This window comes from Seonamhaeicola sp. S2-3 (genome assembly GCF_001971785.1).
Classification (GTDB): Bacteria; Bacteroidota; Bacteroidia; order Flavobacteriales; family Flavobacteriaceae; genus Seonamhaeicola.
Window position 1 is genome coordinate 735,385 of the sequence record NZ_CP019389.1, and the last position, 20,378, is coordinate 755,762.

At 33.9% G+C, this 20,378-nt stretch carries 24 protein-coding genes; 5 read left to right on the top strand and 19 right to left on the bottom strand.

Annotated features, from left to right (window positions below; genetic code table 11):
* Positions 1-3 precede the first annotated feature (3 nt).
* From rplE to rpsL, 17 genes are all read right to left on the bottom strand, one after another.
* Complete coding sequence (gene rplE, locus BWZ22_RS03530; RefSeq protein ID WP_076698027.1) at positions 4-555, bottom strand: 50S ribosomal protein L5; 552 nt, start codon at positions 553-555, stop codon at positions 4-6.
* A gap of 2 nt (positions 556-557) precedes the next feature.
* Complete coding sequence (gene rplX, locus BWZ22_RS03535; protein WP_076698028.1) at positions 558-869, bottom strand: 50S ribosomal protein L24; 312 nt, start codon at positions 867-869, stop codon at positions 558-560.
* A gap of 13 nt (positions 870-882) precedes the next feature.
* Complete coding sequence (gene rplN, locus BWZ22_RS03540) at positions 883-1,251, bottom strand: 50S ribosomal protein L14 (RefSeq protein ID WP_076698030.1); 369 nt, start codon at positions 1,249-1,251, stop codon at positions 883-885.
* Between the two features lie 2 nt (positions 1,252-1,253).
* Positions 1,254-1,511 carry a 30S ribosomal protein S17 gene (rpsQ, locus tag BWZ22_RS03545; protein ID WP_044626931.1) on the bottom strand — a complete coding sequence of 86 codons (258 nt, stop codon included), beginning with the start codon at positions 1,509-1,511 and terminating at the stop codon, positions 1,254-1,256.
* Positions 1,512-1,523: 12 nt separating this feature from the next.
* Positions 1,524-1,715, bottom strand: a complete 192-nt coding sequence (gene rpmC, locus BWZ22_RS03550; protein ID WP_076698031.1) for a 50S ribosomal protein L29 — start codon at positions 1,713-1,715, stop codon at positions 1,524-1,526.
* 13 nt (positions 1,716-1,728) lie between these two features.
* On the bottom strand, positions 1,729-2,148 hold the full coding sequence (gene rplP / locus BWZ22_RS03555; RefSeq protein ID WP_076698033.1) for a 50S ribosomal protein L16: 420 nt from the start codon (positions 2,146-2,148) through the stop codon (positions 1,729-1,731).
* Positions 2,149-2,167: 19 nt separating this feature from the next.
* Positions 2,168-2,875: a 30S ribosomal protein S3 gene (rpsC, locus tag BWZ22_RS03560; protein WP_076698034.1), complete on the bottom strand. Its 708-nt coding sequence runs from the start codon at positions 2,873-2,875 to the stop codon at positions 2,168-2,170.
* A 9-nt stretch (positions 2,876-2,884) separates the two neighbouring features.
* Positions 2,885-3,292 carry a 50S ribosomal protein L22 gene (gene rplV / locus BWZ22_RS03565; RefSeq protein WP_076698036.1) on the bottom strand — a complete coding sequence of 136 codons (408 nt, stop codon included), beginning with the start codon at positions 3,290-3,292 and terminating at the stop codon, positions 2,885-2,887.
* 5 nt (positions 3,293-3,297) lie between these two features.
* Positions 3,298-3,576 carry a 30S ribosomal protein S19 gene (gene rpsS, locus BWZ22_RS03570; protein WP_027880209.1) on the bottom strand — a complete coding sequence of 93 codons (279 nt, stop codon included), beginning with the start codon at positions 3,574-3,576 and terminating at the stop codon, positions 3,298-3,300.
* 3 nt (positions 3,577-3,579) lie between these two features.
* Positions 3,580-4,407, bottom strand: a complete 828-nt coding sequence (rplB, locus tag BWZ22_RS03575) for a 50S ribosomal protein L2 (protein ID WP_076698038.1) — start codon at positions 4,405-4,407, stop codon at positions 3,580-3,582.
* 5 nt (positions 4,408-4,412) lie between these two features.
* The gene (gene rplW, locus BWZ22_RS03580; protein WP_076698039.1) at positions 4,413-4,703 is read right to left on the bottom strand and encodes a 50S ribosomal protein L23; all 291 of its coding nucleotides are present in this window, start codon (positions 4,701-4,703) and stop codon (positions 4,413-4,415) included.
* Between the two features lie 7 nt (positions 4,704-4,710).
* Positions 4,711-5,340 (bottom strand): 50S ribosomal protein L4, encoded by a 630-nt coding sequence (rplD, locus tag BWZ22_RS03585; RefSeq protein WP_076698041.1) that lies wholly within the window; start codon positions 5,338-5,340, stop codon positions 4,711-4,713.
* Positions 5,340-5,957: a 50S ribosomal protein L3 gene (gene rplC / locus BWZ22_RS03590; RefSeq protein ID WP_076698042.1), complete on the bottom strand. Its 618-nt coding sequence runs from the start codon at positions 5,955-5,957 to the stop codon at positions 5,340-5,342. The genes rplD and rplC overlap by 1 nt, the downstream gene beginning before the upstream one ends.
* A 149-nt stretch (positions 5,958-6,106) precedes the next feature.
* Positions 6,107-6,412 (bottom strand): 30S ribosomal protein S10, encoded by a 306-nt coding sequence (gene rpsJ, locus BWZ22_RS03595; protein WP_076698044.1) that lies wholly within the window; start codon positions 6,410-6,412, stop codon positions 6,107-6,109.
* 11 nt (positions 6,413-6,423) lie between these two features.
* Positions 6,424-8,550 (bottom strand): elongation factor G, encoded by a 2,127-nt coding sequence (fusA, locus tag BWZ22_RS03600; RefSeq protein WP_076698045.1) that lies wholly within the window; start codon positions 8,548-8,550, stop codon positions 6,424-6,426.
* A gap of 6 nt (positions 8,551-8,556) precedes the next feature.
* A complete protein-coding gene (gene rpsG, locus BWZ22_RS03605) occupies positions 8,557-9,033 on the bottom strand; it encodes a 30S ribosomal protein S7 (protein ID WP_076698047.1) in 477 nt (158 codons plus the stop codon).
* A gap of 20 nt (positions 9,034-9,053) precedes the next feature.
* On the bottom strand, positions 9,054-9,428 hold the full coding sequence (rpsL, locus tag BWZ22_RS03610) for a 30S ribosomal protein S12 (RefSeq protein WP_076698048.1): 375 nt from the start codon (positions 9,426-9,428) through the stop codon (positions 9,054-9,056).
* Between the two features lie 257 nt (positions 9,429-9,685).
* Between rpsL and BWZ22_RS03615 the strand changes: the two genes are divergently transcribed.
* From BWZ22_RS03615 to rlmB, 4 genes are all read left to right on the top strand, one after another.
* Complete coding sequence (locus BWZ22_RS03615) at positions 9,686-11,377, top strand: POTRA domain-containing protein (protein ID WP_083692172.1); 1,692 nt, start codon at positions 9,686-9,688, stop codon at positions 11,375-11,377.
* Positions 11,378-11,524: 147 nt separating this feature from the next.
* Entirely contained in the window at positions 11,525-14,800 is a 3,276-nt protein-coding gene (locus tag BWZ22_RS03620) for a SusC/RagA family TonB-linked outer membrane protein (RefSeq protein WP_076698050.1), read from the top strand.
* A 10-nt stretch (positions 14,801-14,810) separates the two neighbouring features.
* Positions 14,811-16,328 carry a RagB/SusD family nutrient uptake outer membrane protein gene (locus BWZ22_RS03625; RefSeq protein ID WP_076702257.1) on the top strand — a complete coding sequence of 506 codons (1,518 nt, stop codon included), beginning with the start codon at positions 14,811-14,813 and terminating at the stop codon, positions 16,326-16,328.
* A gap of 113 nt (positions 16,329-16,441) precedes the next feature.
* Positions 16,442-17,182, top strand: a complete 741-nt coding sequence (gene rlmB, locus BWZ22_RS03630; protein WP_076698051.1) for a 23S rRNA (guanosine(2251)-2'-O)-methyltransferase RlmB — start codon at positions 16,442-16,444, stop codon at positions 17,180-17,182.
* On the opposite strand, the gene BWZ22_RS03635 is transcribed toward rlmB, so the two are convergent.
* Positions 17,179-17,949: a rhomboid family intramembrane serine protease gene (locus BWZ22_RS03635; protein WP_076698053.1), complete on the bottom strand. Its 771-nt coding sequence runs from the start codon at positions 17,947-17,949 to the stop codon at positions 17,179-17,181. The two genes, rlmB and BWZ22_RS03635, sit on opposite strands and share 4 nt — an antisense overlap.
* Before the next feature lie 181 nt (positions 17,950-18,130).
* On the opposite strand from BWZ22_RS03635, the gene BWZ22_RS03640 reads away from it, so the two are divergent.
* A complete protein-coding gene (locus BWZ22_RS03640) occupies positions 18,131-19,405 on the top strand; it encodes a replication-associated recombination protein A (RefSeq protein ID WP_076698054.1) in 1,275 nt (424 codons plus the stop codon).
* Positions 19,406-19,518: 113 nt separating this feature from the next.
* On the opposite strand, the gene BWZ22_RS03645 is transcribed toward BWZ22_RS03640, so the two are convergent.
* Positions 19,519-20,376 carry a hypothetical protein gene (locus tag BWZ22_RS03645; RefSeq protein WP_076698056.1) on the bottom strand — a complete coding sequence of 286 codons (858 nt, stop codon included), beginning with the start codon at positions 20,374-20,376 and terminating at the stop codon, positions 19,519-19,521.
* Positions 20,377-20,378: the final 2 nt, after the last annotated feature.

Sequence of the window (20,378 nt, forward strand, 5' to 3'; positions counted from 1 at the left end):
GTCTTAGTTCTTTTTAAAAGGTAATCCTAATTCGGTTAATAATGATTTTGCTTCTTTATCTGTTTCGGCAGATGTTACAAATGTAATATCCATTCCAGAAATTTTATTAACTTTATCTATATTAATTTCTGGGAATATTATTTGCTCAGTAATTCCTAAATTGTAATTACCTCTTCCGTCAAAACCAGTAGCTTTAATTCCGTTAAAATCTCTTACACGTGGTAAAGCAGATGTTACTAAACGGTCTAAAAACTCATACATTCTTTCGCCACGTAAAGTAACTTTAGCTCCAATTGGCATACCTTTACGTAATTTAAAAGATGCAACGTCTTTCTTTGAAATAGTTGCTACAGCTTTTTGTCCTGAAATAGCAGTTAACTCTTCTACAGCGTAGTCAATTAACTTTTTATCAGCAACGGCTGCACCTACTCCTTTAGAAATAACTATTTTTTCTAGTTTAGGAACTTGCATTACATTTTTGTATCCAAATTCTTCTGTAAGAGCTGAAATTACTCTGCTTTTATACTCTTCTTTAAGTCTTGGTGAATATGCCATAACTATATTACTTCATTAGATTTTACTGAAAATCTCACTTTCTTATCACCTTCTATTCTGAACCCAACTCTTGTTGTTTCTCCTGAAGAGGTTAACAATGATAAGTTAGATATATGAATTGGTGCTTCTTTTTCTACAATACCACCTTGAGGGTTTTGTGCACTTGGTTTTGTGTGTTTTTTCACCATGTTCACACCTTCTACTATGGCTTTGTTTGTATCTTTAAATACCTTTTGTACTTTACCTTCAGATCCTTTGTGGTCTCCGGCAATTACTCTTACGGTATCTCCTGATTTAATTTTAAGCTTTGTCATCTTAAATAATGTATTAAAGCACCTCTGGTGCTAATGATACAATCTTCATGAATTGTTTATCACGAAGTTCTCTTGCAACAGGACCAAATACGCGTGTTCCTCTCATTTCACCGGTTGGGTTTAATAAAACACATGCGTTATCATCAAATCTTATATAAGATCCGTCTGGTCTTCTTACTTCCTTTACGGTACGTACTACTACTGCAGTAGAAACTGCTCCTTTTTTAATGTTTCCATTAGGCGTTGCATCTTTAACAGAAACAACTATTTTGTCTCCTACTGTAGCGTATCTTCTGTTAGTACCACCTAGAACACGTATTGTTAATACTTCTTTTGCTCCAGTGTTATCTGCTACTTTAAGTCTTGATTCTTGTTGTACCATAATTACTTAGCTCTTTCAATTATTTCAACTAATCTCCAACATTTAGATTTACTTAAAGGACGAGTTTCCATAATCCTTACTGTATCTCCTTCGTTGCAGTCGTTTTTTTCATCGTGTGCAACGTACTTCTTCGTTTTTAAAACGAATTTTCCATACATAGGGTGTTTTACTTTTTTAACCTCAGAAACCACAATAGATTTCTGCATTTTGTTACTAGTAACTACTCCTATACGTTCTTTTCTTAAATTTCTTGTTTCCATCTTTCAGCAGAATTATTGTAAATCTCTTTTAGTTAATTCGGTTGCAATTCTTGCTATTGTTCTTCTCACTGAACGTAATTGAATTGGGTTTTCTAAAGGAGATATTGCATGAGCCAATTTTAGGTCTGAATAACTTTTTTTAGTCTCACCAAGTTTTTCTTGCAACTCAGCTGTAGATAATTCTTTAATTTCTGATTGTTTCATAATATCAAATAAATTATGCTTCGTAATCGCGAGCAATTATAAACTTAGTTTTAACTGGTAATTTTTGAGCTGCTAAACGTAATGCTTCTTTAGCTACGTCTACAGGCACACCACCAATTTCAAATAAAACGCGTCCAGGTTTTACAACAGCCACCCATAACTCTACAGCACCTTTACCTTTACCCATACGTACTTCAAGAGGCTTTTTTGTGATAGGTTTGTCTGGAAAAATTTTAATCCAAAGCGACCCTTCTCTTTTCATGTAACGAGTAGCAGCAATACGTGCAGCTTCAATTTGACGTGATGTTATAAACTTAGAATCTAGTGCTTTTATACCGAAAGTACCGTTAGAAAGTTGGTTTCCTCTTTGAGAAATCCCCTTCATACGTCCCTTCTGTTGCTTACGAAATTTTGTTCTTTTAGGTTGTAACATGTTTCTTTACTTTAAAAAATTACTTTCTACGACGAGGATTTTTTCCACGTCCACCTTTTCCTTGCTTCTTAGATAAACCAACAAGCGGAGAAAGCTCTCTTTTACCATATACTTCACCTTTCATAATCCATACTTTAACACCTAATCTACCATAAGTAGTATGTGCTTCAACTAAAGCATAGTCAATGTCGGCTCTAAATGTTGATAAAGGAATACGTCCTTCTTTATAGTGTTCGCTACGTGCCATTTCAGCACCATTTAAACGACCACTAATTTGAATTTTGATTCCTTCTGCATTCATACGCATAGTAGCAGCGATAGCCATCTTTATTGCACGACGGTATGAAATTCTGTTTTCAATTTGTCTTGCAATACTTGATGCTACTAAGTATGCATCTAGTTCAGGTCTTTTAATTTCAAAAATATTAATCTGAACTTCTTTTCCAGTAATTTTTTTAAGCTCTTCTTTTAACTTGTCTACCTCTTGACCGCCTTTACCAATAATGATACCTGGGCGAGCTGTAGTGATAGTAACGGTTACAAGCTTAAGCGTTCTCTCAATAATTACTCTACTTACACTAGCTTTAGATAAACGCGCGTGAACGTATTTTCTAATTTTATCGTCTTCGGCAAGCTTATCGCCATAATCATTTCCTCCGTACCAGTTAGATTCCCATCCTCTGATAATTCCTAAGCGATTTCCGATTGGATTTGTTTTTTGTCCCATACTTCTATCTTAGCTTTGTGTGTTATTGTTAGCTCCTACCACTAATGTTACGTGGTTAGAACGTTTTCTAATTCTATGTGCACGACCTTGAGGTGCTGGACGTAATCTTTTTAACATTGATCCGCCATCAACTCTAATCTCTTTTACAAATAATTCAGCCGACTCTACATCTGCATCTTCGTTTTTAGATTGCCAATTAGCAATTGCTGAAAGTAATAACTTTTCTAAACGGTTTGATGCTTCTTTTTGACTAAATTTTAAAATATTAAGTGCTTTTTCAACGCTTTCACCTCTTACTAAATCGGCTACTAAACGCATTTTTCTTGGTGACGTAGGACAGTTATTAAGTTTAGCAAAAGCTACTTGCTTTTTACTTTCCTTAATAGCGTCTGCCATTTGTTTTTTACGACTTCCCATAGCTCTTATTTTTTACCTTTATTTTTAGCACCTGCATGTCCACGGAATGAACGTGTTGGTGAAAACTCTCCTAATTTATGACCTACCATATTTTCTGTTACATAAACAGGAACAAATTGACGGCCATTGTGTACTGCTATAGTTTGTCCAACAAAATCTGGAGTAATCATAGAGGCTCTAGACCAAGTTTTGATTACTGTTTTTTTGTTAGCTTCTACATTTGCAGCTACCTTTTTTTCTAACTTATAATGAACGTATGGTCCTTTTTTTAGTGATCTTGCCATGTTTTATTTCTTTCTACGTTCTACAATATATTTATTACTCGCTTTTGTTTTAGAACGGGTTCTATAACCTTTTGCAGGTATACCATTTCTAGAACGTGGGTGTCCACCAGAAGCTCTACCTTCACCACCACCCATTGGGTGATCTACAGGGTTCATTCTAACTGGGTTGGTACGTGGTCTTCTTCCTAACCATCTTGTTCTACCCGCTTTACCACCAACTATTAATTGATGATCTGAGTTAGATACAACACCTATAGTTGCCATACAAGCAGCTAACACTAAACGTGTTTCGCCTGAAGGTAATTTAATGGTTGCAAACTTACCATCTCTTGCCATTAATTGAGCAAATGCACCAGCACTACGTGCCATAACAGCACCTTGACCAGGACGTAACTCTACACAAGAAATAATAGTTCCTAATGGAATTTCACTTAATGGCATTGCATTTCCAATTTCTGGAGCAACACCAGACTCACCAGACACTACATTTTGCCCAACCTGTAAACCGTTTTGAGCAATAATATATCTTTTTTCACCATCTTGATAATTCAATAAAGCAATAAAAGCTGATCTGTTTGGATCGTATTCAATAGTTTTAACCTCTGCTGGAATACCAGTTTTGTTACGTTTAAAATCAATGATACGATACTTCTTCTTATGACCTCCACCTTTATAGCGCATGGTCATTTTTCCTTGACTGTTTCTACCACCTGAACGTTTTTTCGGAGCTAATAAGCTTTTCTCCGGCTTATCAGTAGTAATGGCGTCATACCCGTTTACCACTCTAAATCGCTGTCCTGGTGTGATTGGTTTTAATTTTCTTACTGACATTCTAATTACATATTAGCGTATAAATCAATCATCTCACCTTCCGCCAGTTGTACAATTGCTTTTTTAACAGCATTTGTTTTACCATGTTGAATACCAGTTTTTGTATACTTGGTACTACGATCTGGACGGACATTTATAGTACGAACTTTTTCAACAGAAACACCATATGTAGCTTCAACAGCTTTTTTGATTTCCACCTTGTTCGCCTTTGTATTCACCGCGAAAGTATAGCAGTTTCTTAACTCGCTATCAGTAGTCGCTTTTTCTGTGATTATAGGTTTAATTAAGATACTCATCTGTTTCTTATTTACTTAAGTTTGTTTCAATTCCTTCTAAAGCACCTTCTAAAAGAACTACTTGATTAGCGTTTAAAATCTTATAAGTATTTAGTTCTGTGTTAGTTATAACTTCAGAACCTTTTAAATTGCGCGATGACAAATATACGTTATTATTCGACCCACCCAACACAAACAAAGATTTTTTGTTTTCTAAGTCTAAAGCCTTTAAAATAGCTGTAAAGTTTTTAGTTTTTGGAGACTCAAAATTAAAGTCTTCTAAAACTGTTATTGACTTCTCATTAGCTTTAATTGACAAAGCAGACTTACGTGCTAATCTTTTTAAATTCTTATTAAGTTTAAAACTGTAGTTTCTTGGTCTTGGACCGAACATACGACCACCACCTTTAAAAACTCCAGACTTAATACTACCTGCTCTAGCAGTACCAGTTCCTTTTTGCTTTTTAATCTTACGCGTACTACCAGCAATCTCACCTCTTTCTTTAGATTTGTGAGTACCTTGACGTTGGTTAGCTAAATACTGTTTAACGTCTAAATATACCGCGTGATTATTTGGTTCAATAGCAAACACCTCTTTAGAAAGCTCTGCTTTTCTACCCGTGTCTTTTCCGTTTATATCTAAAACTGCTACTTTCATTACTTCTGAATTGTTACATAAGAGTTTTTGTGTCCAGGTACACAACCTTTAACAACAAGTAAGTTTTTTTCAGGAACTACTTTTAACACTCTTAAATTTTGAACTTTCACTTTTTCACCACCCATTCTTCCGGCCATTTTCATGCCTTTGAATACTCTTGCAGGATATGATGCAGCTCCAATAGAACCTGGTGCTCTTAAACGATTATGTTGACCGTGAGTAGCTTGACCTACACCGCCAAAACCATGACGTTTCACAACACCTTGAAATCCTTTTCCTTTTGATGTTCCCGATACATCAACAAATTCACCTTCAACAAAGTGATCTACAGTGATTGCATCTCCTAATTTGTACTCCTCCTCAAAACCTTTGAATTCAACGACTTTGCGTTTTACAGAAGTACCCGCTTTTTTGGCATGACCTAAGTCTGCTTTAGTAGCGCTTTTTTCTGTCGCGTCATCGAAACCTAATTGAACAGCTTCGTAGCCGTCAACTTCTTTAGTTCTGACTTGGGTAACGATACATGGTCCAGCTTCGATTACTGTACAAGGAATATTTTTCCCGTTTTCATCAAAGATGCTGGTCATACCGATTTTTTTTCCAATTAACCCAGACATAATTTAATTATTAATTTATTTATTACTTATTTAAAAAATTTCAGGGACAAAAATACCTTTCGCCCCTGAAATGTATTTTTTCCGTTTTTCCCGCGACCGCATCGGTGGGACATGTGTTCCTGCAGCTACCTTGTGATAGCCTTAGATACTTATACCTTAATCTCTACTTCTACTCCACTTGGCAATTCAAGTTTCATCAAGGCATCAATTGTTTTTGATGACGAAGAGTAAATATCCATTAATCTTTTATAAGAAGATAATTGGAATTGCTCTCTTGATTTCTTGTTTACGTGTGGAGAACGTAATACAGTAAAAATCTTTTTGTGAGTTGGTAAAGGAATTGGACCTGTAACAACAGCACCTGTACTTTTTACCGTTTTTACAATCTTATCAGCAGATTTATCTACTAAGTTGTGATCGTAAGATTTTAATTTTATTCTGATTTTTTGACTCATTTTCTTAGGTTTTAAGCTTCAACACCTTTAGCATTCTTAATTACTTCTTCAGATATATTAGATGGTGTTTCAGCATAATGTGAAAATTCCATTGTAGAAGTTGCTCTACCAGATGACAGGGTACGTAAAGATGTTACATAACCAAACATTTCTGATAATGGAACATCAGCCTTAACAACTTTAGATCCAGCTCTATCTCCCATATCATTTACTTGTCCACGACGTCTGTTTAAATCTCCTACTATATCACCCATATTTTCTTCTGGAGTAAGCACTTCTAACTTCATGATTGGCTCCATAATTACTGCTTTAGCAGCTTTAGCCGCTGCTTTAAATCCTAATTTAGCAGCTAATTCGAATGATAATTGATCAGAATCCACATCGTGATAAGAACCATCTTTCAATGTTACTTTCATAGCATCTACTTCATAACCAGCTAACGGGCCATTTTTCATTGCTTCTTTGAATCCTTTTTCTACTGAAGGGATAAATTCTTTAGGTACGTTACCACCTTTAATTTCAGAAACGAAGTCAAGACCTTGTTTTCCTTCTTCAGCTGGTTCAATAGTAAATACGATATCAGCAAATTTACCACGACCACCAGATTGTTTTTTGTAAACTTCTCTGTGTTCTGCACGTTGTGTAATTGCTTCTTTGTACTCAACTTGTGGTTGACCTTGGTTAACTTCAACCTTAAACTCACGTTTAAGACGGTCAACAATAATATCTAAGTGAAGCTCACCCATTCCAGAAATAATAGTCTGTCCTGAAGCTTCATCTGTTCTTGCTGTAAATGTTGGGTCTTCTTCTGCTAATTTAGCTAAAGCCATACCTAATTTATCAACATCTGCTTTTGTTTTTGGCTCAACAGCGATACCAATTACAGGATCTGGGAAATCCATAGATTCTAAAACGATAGGCGCTTTTTCATCTGATAATGTATCCCCTGTTTTGATATCTTTAAATCCAACAGCAGCTCCAATATCACCAGCCTCTATAAAATCAATAGCATTTTGCTTGTTAGAGTGCATTTGGTATATACGAGAAATACGTTCTTTTTTACCAGAACGGTTATTCAACACATAAGAACCTGCATCTAAACGACCAGAATAAGCTCTAAAAAACGCTAAACGACCTACAAAAGGATCGGTAGCAATTTTAAATGCCAATGCAGCGAAAGGTGCATTTGCATCTGGCTTACGCGTTTCTTCCTCACCAGTATTAGGGTTAGTTCCTACAATATTATCTCTATCTAACGGAGAAGGCAAATAACGACATACTGCGTCTAATAAAAACTGCACTCCTTTATTTTTAAACGAAGAACCACAAACCATAGGTATAATAGCCATATCCATTACAGCAGCTCTAAGCGCAGCGTGCACTTCTTCTTCTGTAATAGAATCTTCATCTTCCATGAATTTCTCAAGAAGGTTTTCATCGTAAGTTGCAACTTCTTCTATTAATAAAGCTCTGTACTTTTTTGCTTCTTCTTTTAAATCGTCTGGAATTTCTACAACGTCAAAAGTTGATCCGTAGTTATCTTCATGCCATATTATGGCTCTGTTTTTCACTAAATCTACAACACCTTTAAAGTCTGCTTCATCACCAATATTCAATACAATTGGCACAGCGTTAGACTTTAACATATCTTTCACTTGCTGACAAACAGCCAAGAAGTTTGCACCTTGACGGTCCATTTTATTAACAAACCCGATACGAGGCACTTTGTAGTTATCGGCTAATCTCCAGTTAGTTTCAGATTGTGGTTCAACACCATCAACCGCACTAAATAAAAACACCAACCCATCTAACACACGTAATGAACGGTTTACTTCAACCGTAAAATCTACGTGACCAGGAGTATCAATGATATTAAATTGATATCCTTTAGCTTCTGGAGTTGGCTTACCGTTTTCTGTTGGGAATTGCCATGTACAGGTTGTTGCTGCAGAAGTAATAGTAATACCTCTTTCTGCTTCTTGTTCCATCCAGTCCATTGTTGAAGCTCCATCATGAACTTCACCAATTTTATGAGACACCCCTGTATAAAAAAGAATACGCTCTGTAGTTGTAGTTTTTCCTGCATCAATATGAGCAGCAATACCTATATTTCTTGTATATTTTAAATCTCTAGCCATTTCTTATTAAAATCTAAAGTGAGAGAATGCTTTGTTTGCTTCTGCCATTTTGTGTGTATCAACTCTTTTCTTTACAGCTGCTCCTTCTTCTTTTGCCGCAGCTAAAATTTCAGCAGCTAATTTTTGAGCCATTGATTTTTCATTACGCTTACGCGCATAACCAATTAACCATTTCATTGCTGTAGAAATTTTTCTATCTGGACGAATTTGCATTGGTATTTGAAAAGTAGCACCACCAACACGACGACTACGTACTTCTACGTGAGGCATCACATTTGATAAAGCATCTTTCCAAAGATCCAGAGCTGATTTTTCTTCATCTGTTTTTTTAGCTTCTACAATATCAATAGCATCATAGAATACTTTAAAGGCTACAGACTTTTTCCCATCCCACATCATATTGTTTACAAAACGCGTAACCAACTGATCGTTAAATTTTGGATCTGGTAAAAGAGGTCTCTTTTTAGCTTGTCTTTTTCTCATGTCTTCTTCTTAAAGTTTAATTACTTTTTAGGGCGTTTTGCACCATACTTAGATCTACGTTGTGTTCTACCAGACACCCCTGCGGTATCTAATGCCCCACGAACGACGTGATATCTAACTCCTGGTAAATCTTTTACCCTTCCACCTCTAACCAATACTATCGAGTGCTCTTGTAAATTATGTCCTTCACCGCCAATGTATGCGTTAACCTCGTTTCCATTTGTTAAACGTACCCTAGCCACCTTTCTCATTGCAGAGTTAGGTTTTTTAGGCGTTGTTGTATAAACACGAGTACATACACCACGTCTTTGCGGACAAGAATCTAAAGCAGCCGATTTACTCTTCTTGGTTATTTTGGCTCTTCCTGTTCTTACTAATTGTGAAATTGTTGGCATATAAATTATTATATAAATTTAAAATCCTCTTCTTAGAGGGCTGCAAAGGTAGAAATTAAAATTAATAATTCAAACCCTAATTCATTAATTTTCAATTGAATTTAAATTTATACTGAAAAGTCATATTATATCTGTGGTTTTTCCGTTAGATTTACACAGTTATTTAAGTTAATTGTACAGTTAACTACATTCTATTACAACAAAAATCACCTTTTTAAAGTTTGTAATTTGAATTTTGAAAATTAACTCTATAAAATGTGAAAAACACTTATTTATTACTCCTTATTATATATACTCTTTTTTCTGTAGAAGCTAATTGTCAAAATTTAAAACTCAAAATTACAGGAAACTCCTTATCTGAAACCAAAATAATTGATTCTTTAAACTATCAAAAAGTACACAATAATTTTTTGTCTTTAAAAACCGAAGTAGACACCATTCAACAACTTCTAAACAAGAAAGGGTTTATTGAAAACAAATTAGTAGCTCTAAAACAAATTAACGATTCTATTTATAACGCCTCTTTTCTTTTAAAAAAACAATATAACACTATACATGTATATTTCAATAAATCTTTAACCTCTAATAAGGTTCTATCTTTGGTTTCTAAAAAAATTTACAATGATTATTTTGAATTAAAATTTACCGAAATTGAAAATGCCTTAAATATTATAAATTCTGAAATTGCAAAAGAAGGACGCCCCTTTTCAAAATTAAAACTTTCAAATATTGAAGTTAAAAAAGACAAGCACTTAACAGCAGAACTTACAGTTGATAATACCCAAGAAAAAAGAACCATTAGCAATATTATAATTAAAGGTTATGAAAAGTTTCCAAAATCATATTTAAAACATTATTTAAAAATAAAGCCTTTTGATGTTTTTGATTTGAATGAAATAAAAAACAAAACCAATCAACTTCAAAACCTTGGTTTTACTACTGAAATAAAACCTCCCGAAGTTCTGTTTACTAAAGATTCAACAACACTATATTTATATTTAGAAAAAACTCAAAGCAATTCGTTTGATGGTTTTTTAGGGTTTGGAACCAATGAAGACACCAATAAAATTCAATTCGACGGTTATTTGAATTTAAATTTAACAAACAACTTAAATTTTGGCGAATCTTTTAAACTACTATACAAAAGCGATGAAAATGATCAAAAAACATTTGACACCAACCTAACACTGCCTTACATATTGAAGTCGCCCATAGGAATAGACTTATCATTAAACATTTTTAAAAAAGATTCCACATTTACAACTGTAGAACAAACAGCTAAACTTCACTACCAAATCAATTCTAAACATAAAATTTACTCAGGTCTAGTATTTGAAGAATCAAACAACTTACTTAATGAAACATCATCATTAATTACAGACTACAAAAAGAATTATTTTTCCTTTGAGTATGAATTTTTAAAACCCCAAAATTACGACTTACTATTCCCGCTTAACTCCTATATATATATAGAAACAAATTTTGGAAGTAGAAACGACAATGATTACAAAGAAAAACAATCACAACTTACCCTGAATGCATTTAAAATATTCAATCTAAACACAAACAACAGTATTTACGTTAGAACAAACGGCAGTATAATTAATTCAGACACTTACTTTGAAAACGAACTATTAAGGTTTGGAGGCATAAACTCTATAAGAGGATTTGAAGAAAACAGCCTATTTGCAACTTTATATGGCTTAATTAACACAGAATACAGATTTAAACTTAATAACGCAATTTACTTACACTCTGTAATTGACGCTGCTTATTTTGAAAACAAGATTTCATCACATCATGAAAAACTATTTGGCTTTGGTTTTGGTTTTGGAATTCTTACTAAATCCGGGCTATTTAAGCTTAATTATGCTAATGGCAAGAGTGAAAATCAACAATTCAAACTATCAAACTCTAAAGTACATATTAGCTTAACTACAATTTTTTAATAAAATTTAAACTTTTCCATAAAATTAGAACCTAATTAATTCATTTCGTTAATTTTTTAGCCTAAAAAGCAAATTTTAACCATTATTTATTGTTTTATTAACTTTTTATTATGATTTTTGGCATTGACTAATTCAAATAATTATAAAATGAAAACAAAGTTTAGTGGAATTCTAACGCTAATACTAGCGTTTGTTGTGCATATATCATTTGCACAAGAAAAGACAATTTCAGGTACAATTTCAGATGATTCTGGATTACCGTTACCTGGAGCTACTGTTTTAGTAAAAGGTACCACCTCTGGTACATCATCCGATTTCGATGGTAAATATTCAATAAAAGCAAGCGCAGGAGACGTTCTTGTGTTTAGTTTTGTTGGGTATACAACTAGCGAAGTTACTGTTGGATCTTCCAGCACAATTAATGTTACTATGAAAGAGGATGCAACATCTCTTGAAGAAGTTATCATTGTAGGGTATAGTACTTCTACAAAACAAGCTTTCTCAGGTACCGTTAAAGAAATTAAATCAGAAGTTTTAGAAACAAAAAACTTTGCCAACGTAACCCAAGCTTTAGCTGGTGAGGTTGCAGGTGTAAATGTTATTAACACTTCTGGTCAACCTGGCACTGTTTCTAAAGTACGTATTCGTGGTTTTGGATCAGTTAATGGAAACAGAGCTCCTCTTTATGTAGTGGACGGTGTGCCTTTAACGACATCTTCTAGCTTTGACGAAGATGGTGAGGCCGTAAATAACAAAGCATTAAATTCTATTAACCCTGCTGATATTGAAAGTACTACTGTATTAAAAGATGCAACCGCAACCGCTATTTATGGTGCTCGTGGGGCGAATGGTGTAGTATTAATTACTACCAAATCAGGTAAATCAGGAACTAGTGTTATTGAAACAGATTTTAAAACTGGTGTAAACTTCCAAGCTATTCCTAGATATGATGTCATTAAAGACCCTAACGAATATATTGAAATTGCTTGGGGTGCACTTAAAAATTACTTCGAGTTAGAGTATCCTTCACTTAACTCTGTTGATTATGCAAATCAATACCTATATAGTTCAAATTTAGGTATTCACCCAATGTATAATAACTACAACATTACAGATGTATCCCAATTAATTGATCCTACAACAGGTAAAATGATTCCTGGGGTTACAACTAAATATAATCCAGAAAACTGGGAAGATAATGCTTTCCAATCTTCTATTCTTACTGAAGCAAACTTAAAAATGAGTGGCGGTAATGAAAAAACAACATACTTTTCTTCTTTTGGCTATTTAAATCAAAAAGGTTACATAAATAATTCTGAATACAAACGTTATACAACACGTTTAAATATAAATCATAAACCAAAAGAATGGTTAACGGCTTCAGGTAATCTTAGTTATACTTATGATGAAACTTTATCTAATGGGCAATCTGAAGATTCAGGTAGCGTATTTTGGTTTGTAGATAACATCCCATCTATTTACCCTTTATATCTAAGAGATAGCAATGGTAATAAAGTTAAAGATCCTTATTATGGTGGTTACCAATACGATTATGGTAACACCAGAGGGTTCGGTGGTTTAACCAACGCTATTGCAGATTCTGAATACGATAGAGACGAAAATAACACGCACGCCGTTAACGGATCATTCTCTTTTAAATTTGACATCACTCAAGACCTTAGTTTTGAAACACGCTATGGTATACAATACTACAATCGTATTCGTAATGTCATTAACAACCCTTTCTATGGCTCAGCTGCTGGAGATTCTCAAAAAGGTAGTTTATTTAAAGTAAACACTTCTGAGATTACTCAAAACTTCTTAAACATGCTTAGATATAGCAAAAGTTTTGGAAATCACGGTTTAGAAATTCTTGCTGCATTTGAAACTAACCAAAACGATTATGAATATGCTTCTATAAGCAAAAACAAGGTGGTTAATTTACAAAATGGTTTAGATCAAGCCAATAACTACGTAGTTGTATCTTCTCCTCCAATGGGATATAGAAGATCTAGAACTATGGAAAGTTATTTTGGTCAACTTAATTATAACTACAACCAAAAGTACTTTTTAACAGGTTCTATTAGGCGTGATGGTTCTTCTAGGTTTTACAAAAACAAATGGGGTACATTTGGATCTGTGGGTGCTGCATGGGTATTGAGCAATGAAGACTTCTTAAACTCTTCAGAAGCAATTAACTTCTTAAAACTTAAAGCTAGTTACGGTTTAGTTGGTGATGAAGGTGGTGTTGATTATTATAGTGGTCAAAACTCTTATAGTATCAATAATTTAATTGGTGAAATTTCATTAATCCCTAACGCCATTGAAGATCCTGACTTAACTTGGGAAACTTCAAAAATGTTTCAAGTTGGTATTGAATCCTCTTTATTTAAAAATGTTATTGACTTAAATTTAGATTATTACGTAAAGGATACTGACAAATTAATCTTTGATAAACGATTAGCGCCTTCAACTGGTGAAGCTTTAATTACCGTAAATGATGGAAATTTAGCTAACAGAGGTTTAGAATTTGATTTAACAGCAAACATTATTAACCGAAAAGATTATGGATTAAGTATAGCTATTAATGGTGAGATTTTGGATAATGAGATTACAAGAATGCCTTTTGATGAAGCAACAGGAGAAGCAAAATTATTAGATATAAACACTATTTATGGTAGGTCTGAAGGTCATAGCATATACGATTTTTATATGAGAGAATGGGCAGGTGTAGATCCAGATAACGGTAGTGCTCTTTGGAATCAGTACTATAATGATGCTAACGATAATGATGCTCTTGATTCTGGTGAAGCAATCAGTAGCTTAACAGAATTTGAAAAAAACAACCCAGGAAACAATAATATTAAGAAAACAACTACAAGTGTTTATGCTGATGCGACTCAAAAATACACAGGTCATTCTGCTATACCAGATGTAAGGGGTGCTTTTAGAATAAATGCTAGAGTTAAAAACTTTACGCTTAGTACTCAATTTACTTACAGTCTAGGTGGTTATGGATACGATTCTGCTTATTCTCGTTTAATGGATAACGATCAAATTGGTAGCAACAACTGGCACACAGATATTAGAAACAGTTGGAAAGAACCAGGAGATATTACAGACGTACCTAGATTAACTAGTGGAGCTGATTTTAACTCAAACGCTAATTCTACTTCTACTCGTTTCATAACATCTACTGATTATATCGCTCTTAATAACGCAAGTCTTGGATACAGCTTACCAAACACGCTACTTACAAACACTGGTCTTACTGGCGTTAACTTCTCTTTAACAGCAGATAATTTATTTATCAAAAGTAAAAGAGCAGGATTTAACCCAAATACAGCAGAGACTAATGCTTCAAGCACATATCGTTATGCACCACTTACTACGGTAACATTAGGTGTAAGAGTTAAATTTTAAAAAAATGAAAATGAAAAAAATATATTTAAAAACACTATTAGTTTCAGCCATTTCAGTTCTTGCTGTAGGCTGTAGTTCTGATTTCTTAGAAGAAACTCCAACAGAAAATGTTTCTGTAGATGACGTAGCTAAAACAGGAGAGGTTTTTTCTGACATATTAGCAGGTACTCTTACAGGTATTTCTAACGCAACCTTTACAACAGGAACAGGCGGAACAACTGACCATGAAGATTTTGGCCAAAAAGGGTACGATATCTATTTAGATTTCCTTTCTGGTGACTTAGCTTTAACAGCTAATAACTATAATAGGTACGGGCCATTTGTACAATTACAAACTACCAATGACTTTACCCGAATCACTGGTAATTACACTGCTTGGAGATACTACTATAGATTAATTTCATATGCTAATGGAATTATTGATGCTATAGGTGGAAACGATGCTACTATTACAGATGCTAATAAAGTGACAATGGGGCAAGCTAAAGCTATGCGTGCTTATGCATATTTCTATCTTTCTCAATTGTATATTCCAGAGTACACACCTACGAGTAAAATTTTACCATTATACCTAGACTCTAGCGGAGTGGCTTTGCCTCAAAGTGAAACTCAAGAAGTTTATGCACAAATGGTTGACGATTTATCAGAAGCAATTACTTTACTAGAAGGCTACACAAGAACCGAACTTTACCAAGTTAATCAATCTGTAGCTAAAGCATTACTTGCCTATGTTTATGCTGCTAGGGGAGAAAACAATGATAATATCTTAGCTAGAGATTTAGCTAATGAAGTTATTACACAATCTAACTTACCAATTACAACTAAAGAACAAACTGTTGGAGGATTTAACAGAATTGATTCTAACCCAAGTTGGTTATGGGCTATTGATATTACTACTGATGCAGGTTTAGACTTAATTTCATGGTGGGGACAAATGGATGTTTACACTTATAGTTACCAATGGGCTGGAGATAAAAAAGCCATTGATGAAAACTTATACAACGCTATCGATGACAATGATATCAGAAAAACACAATTTGCTAGTGATGCTGATATTGCTGATCCAGTTAATGAATTAGAAGATACAGAGAAATTAATACCGTTCAAAAAATTCTATAACGGAAACCGCTCACGAGGAGGGCAACGTGTTATTGAAGACGATTATGTATTCATGAGAATTGATGAGATGTATATGTTATCTGCTGAATTATCTGCTAGAGAAGGTTTTGAAGGTGATGCTAAAGATAGATTAAAAGAAGTCTTAGCTGAACGTTTTGACGATCCTGCAGATTACGCTTATGTAGATGCTCTTACAGGTCAAGACTTACAAGATGAAATTTACTTACAAACAAGAATAGAATTCTTTGGTGAAGGAAAAAGTTTTTTAGCACTTAAAAGAAATAAAGGTACTGTAACAAGAGGCCCTAACCACACTTATTTAGCTGGTGAATCTTGGTCTTATAATGATGATATCTTGACATTCGAAATTCCACAAAGTGAAGTTCAAAACAATCCGTTTATTGACTAGTCCACTAAATAGTTAATTAAAAAAAAGAGGCTGTCTGAAAAGGCAGCCTCTTTTTTTTAATTAAAACCCTGAGAATTCCTAAGCTGCTGAACCTTTTTTTATACCTTTACCCCATGCAAAACCAAACACAAATATTCGGTATTAGAGCTATTATAGAAGCCGTAAATGCAGGTAAAACTATTGATAAAGTTTTTCTTCAAAAAGGTTTAAGAGGTGAATTATTTACTGAATTAGAAGCCCTTTTAAGAAAACAAAGTATTAACACTTCGTATGTACCTGTTGAAAAGCTTAACCGTTTAACTAAAAAAAATCATCAAGGGGCTGTTGCTCAAATATCACCAATAGCGTTTTATGATATTGAAGAATTAGTTATAAATGTAATAGAGTGTGGGAAAACGCCCTTATTTTTATTACTTGACCAGTTAAGTGATGTAAGAAATTTTGGTGCTATTATTAGAACCGCAGAATGCACTGGTGTTGATGGCATTATTATTCAGAAAAAAGGCGGTGCTCCCGTAAATGGAGATACTATTAAAACAAGTGCTGGAGCGGTATTTAAAATTCCTATTTGCAAGGTAGATCATATAAAAGATGCTGTTTTTTATATGCAAGCCTCTGGAATAAAAGTTATTGCTGCTACCGAAAAAACAGACAATACACTATACGAAGTATCATTTAAAGAACCTTGTGCTATTATTATGGGATCTGAAGATAGAGGTATCAATCCTTCTACTCTAAAAGTTGTTGATGATAAGGCTAAACTTCCACTGCTAGGTGATATTGAATCTTTAAATGTTTCTGTAGCCTGTGGTGCTTTTTTATATGAAGCTGTAAGGCAACGAATAGCTCCCTAATTCTTGCCTACCTCATCTGAGTTTTGAGGCTTCGGTTTAAAAACATAGTTTACAGTAATTTTATCATTATTATCATTATCAACTTCTTCACCTTTGGGGAAGTTAGAAGGGGCTTCTATAAAGTTACCATCTTCATCAAAATGCTTTAAAAAAGGGTCGTTTTCTTCATTATAATGTTCCTCCTCCCATTCAAATTTTTTGGGCTTTGCTATTTGTTTTTTAAAGAATAGAGCAAAAAGAAAACCTGTTATTAAACCAGATAGATGCCCTTCCCAAGAAATGTTTTCATCAATAGGAACAACATACCAAATCATACTTCCGTAAAGAAATACAACCAATAGCGATAAAGCGATAAGACGGTAATGTTTAGCAAATACCCCTTTAAAAAAGGTAAAACTTACTAGTACGTATATTAATCCGCTAGCACCAATGTGGTAAGAAGGTCTACCAATACACCATGTTAAAAATCCTGAAACAATGATTCCAAAAAAAAGAACTTTCCAAGCTATATGGCGGTAAAAATAAAAGAGCGCCATAGTTAACACAAATAAGGGCACTGTATTATGATATAAATGTTCTATACTACCGTGAATAAACGGACTAAAAAAAACACCTCTAAGGCCCTTAAAAGTTAAAGGATAAATACCATATTCATTAAAATTTACATTGAAACGCACCTCAAAAGAAAGCACAGACCAAATTATTAGCACAAAAAAAATTGGGTATGCAATAACACCTGTAGTAAATTTGAAGTGTTGATGTTTCATAGAACTAAAGATAGCAAATAACAATCCAAAATTGGTATTGGTGATAAATTGGCAGGTAAGTGCGTGAGGGATTGTAGCAAGTTACCGTGTAACGCGTAAAGCCCGACCTTTTTTGTGCTTTGACAGTGGAAAGCACAAAAAAGGGCACGCCCAAACCAAAAAATAGACTAAATTTACGGTTATGAATGAGCCTTTAGCAGAACGATTAAGACCCAAAACTTTAGAGGACTACGTGAGTCAATCTCATTTAGTTGGTGCCAACGGTGCGTTAACAAAAAGTATACAACAAGGACTAATTCCTTCTATGATTTTATGGGGACCACCTGGAACCGGAAAAACAACCTTAGCTAATATTATTGCTACAGAATCTGGCAGACCTTTTTATACATTAAGTGCCATAAATTCTGGAGTAAAAGATGTTAGAGATGTTATTGAAAAAGCCAAACAAAGTGGCGGACTATTTACTACCAAAAACCCCATTTTGTTTATTGATGAAATTCATAGATTTAGTAAATCTCAGCAAGATTCTTTATTACAAGCGGTTGAAAAAGGATGGGTAACTTTAATTGGTGCTACAACAGAAAACCCTAGTTTTGAAGTTATTTCGGCACTTTTATCGCGTTGCCAAGTTTATATTTTAAATGCTTTTGATAAAACTGATTTAGAAACTCTTTTACACCGAGCTTTAGAAAGAGATGAAATTTTATCTAAAAAAAATATAACACTAAAAGAAACCAATGCGCTTTTAAAACTTTCTGGTGGTGATGGCAGAAAATTACTTAATATTTTTGAGCTTATTGTTAACTCTCAAGATGATGATGTAGTTATTACCGATGCAATGGTGCTTGAAAAAGTGCAAAATAATACGGTTAGATATGATAAAACTGGAGAGCAGCATTACGATATTATTTCAGCTTTTATAAAATCTATTCGCGGTAGTGACCCTAATGGTGCAGTATATTGGTTAGCGCGTATGATTGAAGGTGGTGAAGACCTAAAATTTATAGCCCGTAGGTTATTAATTGCTGCCAGCGAAGATATTGGTAATGCCAACCCAACAGCATTGGTTATTGCCAACAATACATTTCAGGCAGTATCTACCATTGGATATCCAGAATCTAGAATTATACTTAGCCAATGTGCCACTTATTTAGCTTGTTCCCCAAAAAGTAATGCCGCCTATGCTGCCATTAATTTAGCCCAACAAAAAGTTCGAGAAACTGGCGATTTAAGTGTGCCCTTAGATATTAGAAATGCACCTACCAAACTTATGAAAGAACTTGGTTATGGCGATAATTATAAATACGCACACAACTACGAGAACAATTTTGCTAATCAAGAATTTTTACCAGACGAAATTAAAAACACCACGTTTTATGAACCCGGAAATAACGCCAGAGAAAAAGCTCATAGAGATTTCTTAAAACAACGTTGGAAAGACAAGTACAATTACTAAAAATTATTTTATTAGGGCGTTACCGCAAGGGTCGGGCTTTCACTAGTCGCTCTCAACAATGTTGAGGAGCTCCAACAAACCGTTCAATCCCTAACGCATAAAAAGGTATTACATTAAAACTTTATATTAAGTACATCTTGTTTTAATTGATTACCTAAATAATATTCAATTACCCAATTATTACCTTTTTTAAAAATAATAGCACTTTTACCTTCAACCAAAAACACATTATCTAATCCGGTGTTTTTCATTCTATAAACCACTTTAGGCGAGCTATCAACTAATTGAAATCCGTTAGCTATTTCTTGAGCATATAAAACACCTGCAACAGCAATCTCTTCTTTTACCTGTGTTTTAACTTCATTAATTTTTTGATTAGTTGTAATTACAGTTGTAGGCTGTGGTTTAACTTCTTTTTCTTTTTTAAGATTTTCTATTTCTGCTTTTAACGCTTCAATTTCTTTAGATACCTTATTATTTGCAACTGGTTGCTGAGATCCATTTTCGTTTGTAGTTATTGCAGTTACATTTTCTTTAGGCTTATATGAATAATGCATTGCTTCAAAAGGTTTGAAAGCATTTCTTAATGCTTCATTATAAGCTTTTCCATACTCTTTTTCTCTACTTTCGCCTGTTGGAGATGTATAAACAACACGGTCATTACAATCTTTAAGTTCTACTTGTAACTTAGTTTTAAACATACCTTTATCTTTTAAAACATCAGATCGTAATGCAAGACATCTATTTTTTGTTAAATCATCTGGATACTCCTCGCCTTCTATAATAGCATTAAAACCATATTTTTCGAATAAAAATTCGGCTAAGGAATTCATTTGGTATTGGTCTTTCTCTCTTAAAAAATCAAATTTATTTGGTACAATTACGTATTTATATTCATTTAAATTAGTTTGAGAGTATGCTGATGATATTATGAAACATGTAATAATTACTGAAAAAAACTTAGCTTTCATTA